6 protein-coding genes are annotated in these 4418 nt (G+C 35.3%); all 6 read left to right on the top strand.

What is annotated here, in order from left to right; translation table 11 throughout:
- Positions 1 to 253: hypothetical protein (locus tag CK1_RS17570; RefSeq protein WP_306289044.1), on the top strand; the 253-nt coding region annotated here is incomplete at its 5' end.
- A gap of 13 nt (positions 254 to 266) precedes the next feature.
- Entirely contained in the window at positions 267 to 875 is a 609-nt protein-coding gene (locus CK1_RS17565; protein WP_022427313.1) for a hypothetical protein, read from the top strand.
- Between the two features lie 34 nt (positions 876 to 909).
- Positions 910 to 1563 carry a hypothetical protein gene (locus CK1_RS17560; RefSeq protein ID WP_306289043.1) on the top strand — a complete coding sequence of 218 codons (654 nt, stop codon included), beginning with the start codon at positions 910 to 912 and terminating at the stop codon, positions 1561 to 1563.
- A gap of 142 nt (positions 1564 to 1705) precedes the next feature.
- Positions 1706 to 2419, top strand: coding sequence for a hypothetical protein (locus tag CK1_RS17555; protein ID WP_306289042.1), 714 nt, complete (start codon positions 1706 to 1708; stop codon positions 2417 to 2419).
- A gap of 62 nt (positions 2420 to 2481) precedes the next feature.
- Positions 2482 to 2640: a hypothetical protein gene (locus tag CK1_RS17550; RefSeq protein ID WP_227589193.1), complete on the top strand. Its 159-nt coding sequence runs from the start codon at positions 2482 to 2484 to the stop codon at positions 2638 to 2640.
- Positions 2641 to 2669: 29 nt separating this feature from the next.
- Positions 2670 to 3263 carry a hypothetical protein gene (locus CK1_RS17545; protein ID WP_015527468.1) on the top strand — a complete coding sequence of 198 codons (594 nt, stop codon included), beginning with the start codon at positions 2670 to 2672 and terminating at the stop codon, positions 3261 to 3263.
- Positions 3264 to 4418: the final 1155 nt, after the last annotated feature.

Genomic DNA, 4418 nt, shown 5'->3' with positions numbered 1-4418 from the left:
TGATATTCGTTTTACATTTGTAATCCAGGTAGATGAAATAAATGATTACCTGCAGGAAACTTTTTATGAAAGCGGGGGAATCTTTATGGATAAGCACAGAAGCCGGCTGCCTGTATTATATGTACGCAAACACGATATCCTGAAAGTAAAATGGGCTGATAATAATTCAAGATATACGAATATCAATAAGGAAATGAGAAAAGAGTTAAAGAAAATATATGATGATTCGGAGATAGAATCCATTAATAGCTGAAGAAAGGAATCATATGGCGAATCTGATATTGAGCATTTTCGAAAGAGTTATAACAATATTAATGTTTATTGCATTGGCGGTTGCTCTCGTATGCAAGAAAAAATCTAAAAAGGTACCGCTTTTTATAATCAGACCAATTTTTTTGGTTGGCTTGTTATTTATCATGTTTCAGGCAGTATTTGTGCAGCGAAATTTTACCTCGCTGGATAAAGCGATTCGGGCATATGATGTTAAGGCGAAGCCAATAGCAACCTTGCAGGATGAGAAATCTACATATGTTATCATGGATGAAGATGGATCTATTGAAGGAAGAATTTTTCCAAAAAATGGAAAGAAATGGAAATTGCCGGATTCAGCATTTTTCAGAAAAAGTATGAGCTATCCTTCAGAAGATGCCAATATTGATATGAGATCAATAGAAATACATGGAGTATGGTATATTGTAATACTCCCACATTATCTTATGGGGGAGAATTCTATAGATGAGGTTCACGATTCGGCTGGAACAGAATTTTTAAAAGCGGAATATGAGAATATAACGGTATATTATGGATATCTGAAAACGAAACCAGACGATTACTGGATTTCTGTAGATGGAGATAAAGTAGAGATCAATCTGTGAAGCGTCAAGATTGTAGGAAAAAGAGGACATAAAAATGAATATTTCACTATCTAACTGGTGGTTGTGGGGAATCTTATTGCTGTTGCTCATGATAGTGGCAGTTGTGGATTCCAGGAAAAGAATCCCACGAAAAATATCCATATTTATACTGGTTCCGCTTTTGTCTGTGGTCATCATATTTATGATGTCCGAAAATAACAAAGAGGCTGAACAAAGTTTCCATACACTTGAGGAAGCAGTAACAGCCTATGATGATCGGTCAGATGTCGTGGCGACATTACGAGGAAAAACTTCAGCATTGGTTATTATGGATGATGGAGATGTGATGGACTCACAGATTTTTGAAAAAACAGAAAGCGGCTGGAAACTTCCGGAAGATTCAGAGTTTCAGGACACAAAGCGTTTTACAGGAGACAGGATTATAGTAGACGTATCTACCGTAGCAGTTGATGGGGAATGGTATGTTGTGGTGTCACCATATCCGGGAATAAAATCTCCCATAACGAATGTATACGATTCGGAAGGAACAGAATTTTCCGAAGCAAAAGGAAGCGAAAACGTTTACTATGGATATCTGAAAAAATACCCAGAGGACTACTGGGTTTCTGCAAATGGACAGAAGATGGTTCCAATCGGGTTTTTGAAGGATTGGGTCAGAACTGGATGGAAAATAATAAGTAGTCATTAAAATAATAGATATCATAAAACAAAAGATTATTGGATTTCTATAAATGGGGAGAAGATATCGCTTGAGTGAAAAAACAAAACGTTTTTTTCTAATAACATTACTTCTGACACCAGCTTGCTACCAGATCATGCCGGAGATCAGAATGGCATTAGTATTGGCGGCAATGGGAGAAGCTGTATTATCGGCAGATAGAATTTGGGCAAGAAATGAAAGTTTTCCTTTTGCAAATTTATATGATGACAGGAATCCTCTGTATGTACGAAAAATGTTGAAAAATAGGAAATGGTTTTCCGGAATAAATGGATATTTTGTAGTACAGATTTTGCTTTTGAGTTATGTTCTTGTGATGACAGCAGGGTTCATTTCTGATCATATAATACATAGAAGATATCAGGAAATCAGACTGGAATTTTTCTGGATTTACTGGGGAATAATAATGAGTCTTGGTGTAGTGGAGGCATATTATATCCATATTTATAAGAAAAGTTTCTGCTATCCGAGAAATAAAAAAGGTATCTGGATGCCATTCAGCTTTATCGGATATGAAATGCAGGGACTGGCAGGAAGGATACTGCCTGATCCAACAGAAGAAACGGAGAAAAATCAGCCTCTGGTGTTTGAAGAATGTCTTTTTAAAAGTGGATATGCTAAAAAAGCAAATTATATATTAAAAGAGAATGACCAAATCTGTTTTTATCAGAAAAGAAAAAATCAACAGGTAAACTTATGGGCGATCATTGATATAGCAGATATGGAAAAAATGCATATCCAGCTTCTGAATGATGCATTTGAGATTTTCTGGTGTAATGAGCTGACCAGAGAAGAAAAAAGAAAGATGTACGTTTTACCTTTGTGATCCAGACTGAGAGAATCAATGATGCTATAAGCAGGATTTTTTATGATGGATCAGGAATACGAATGTATAAACATCGAAGTCGTATGGCTGTTTTGTATGAGAAAAAACATGACATCATAAAAATAAAATGTACGGACCGTAAGTCCAGATATAAAAATATTTACAGAGAAATGAGAGAAGAACTGAAGCGGGTGATCGGAAGACGGGATGTAGATCTGTAGACGGTATGCAAAGGGGATGTGAAAAAGGTATGTTGATCAAAGTGATAGAACCAATTGTATATCTGATAATTATTGTTAATCTGGTGATCGCTATTTCTTATAAAAGAAAATCAAAAAAGACACCAGTTAAGGTTGTTGCGTCAATTGTTATATTAGGAATCGGACTCTTTGTTTGCGATACAGTGTATACTCACCGAAGTTTCAGTTCTGTGGAGAAAGCCGTGGAAGCATATGGTGATAATGCTGAGATCATCCGTATTCTGCAGGGAGAAAATTCTACATATGTTATCATGGATAATGAAGGAACAGTAGAGGGGAAGATCTTTCCGGAAAGTTCTGGAAAATGGAAATTGCCAGATTCTATATTTTATGGTACAGGCAGAGAGTATCAAGATGTAAAGATAAATATCGATATGTCAACGATAGAAATCAATGGGGAATGGTATGTACTGGTAACACCGAATGATGATAATTACGTAGTAGCCGATGTGAAGGATTCTGTAGGAACAGAATTTCTGGAAGCAGAAAATAACAAAAATGAAAAGATATGTTATGGATGCATGGAACACAAACCGAAAGATTACTGGATTTCTGTAAATGGAGAGAAGATATCACTTGATTAAAAGAATATGTATTAGAAAAGAAAGAGACAATTATACAGAAAAATGATCGACATGTTGAGCAAGTCAATTTATTTGTGCGTATATGCCCTGGTATTTGGAGGATTACTGAACTCTTTTTATTTCTATTTGGCGCCGGTAGGTGTAATGGAAATTTTGGCAGTTCTGGTAAGCCTGATGATCTCAAATATTCTATTTATTCCTACGGTTATTATACCGTCAAGATGGAAAACCCCTTATAATGTGGCGGATAGTTATAACTGTCAGAATCCATTTTATGTACACGGTATGTTAAATGACAAAAAGGAATCGAAATATGCTCTTCCTATCAGGAAAAACGGAAAGTTAAAAAGTTTTTTGTTTTTGCGAAAAATAATGATTCTGTGGCTGGGAGTGTATTTTACATATCTGGGGATGCAGTATTTAAATTCAGATATAAATAGTACAGTGATAGAAATCCCTCTGGATATCTCGCTGGCTTTTATGATCATGGCAAGATCATGCATGTGGATATATTATGTGAAATTTTATAAAAAGAATTATAAATGCCCAACAGATAAAGAAGGAAATTGGGCGCCATTCAGTTTTCTGTGCCAGAATATCAATATGTATTATGAAAATCCGGTGTGTTACAGGGATTTACAGACACATTCTGATGTAATGGAAAAAGGTTTTGGAATTTATCAGTATATAAATACGTATAAAGCTCCTCGAAATGGAAAAACTTTTTTCTACAGATATGACAAAACAGATGAGATACATATTCTGGCATATGTAAAAACAGATTTGTTTCAGGAAGCAGATATCGGAAAATTAAATAAAGCTTTTGTAGAATTTTGGAAGCAATATATCAAAACAGAAGAGGAAAAAAGAAAATATATTTTTCCTTTGTGCTGGAAGTAGAAGATGATAATCGTGTTCTGAAGAGCATTGTACGGAATAATTCAGGGATAATGATGTATAAAAGACGATACCGTCTTGGAGCGGTATATAACCGTTATTATAATCGCCTGGAAATCCTTCCGGTATATAGATATTCGAGATATAAAAAACAATATGAGAAAATGAAAAAAGATCTGTTGGATTGTCTGGGCATATCGGATGTTGTATAGGCCTGACGACTAGGGGGGGGATCATAATAAACCGAAAAAGAAAAAA

Source organism: Ruminococcus sp. SR1/5 (assembly GCF_000209835.1).
Classification (GTDB): Bacteria; Bacillota; Clostridia; order Lachnospirales; family Lachnospiraceae; genus Blautia_A; species Blautia_A fusiformis.
This window is presented reverse-complemented; position numbering and strand designations above follow the sequence as displayed.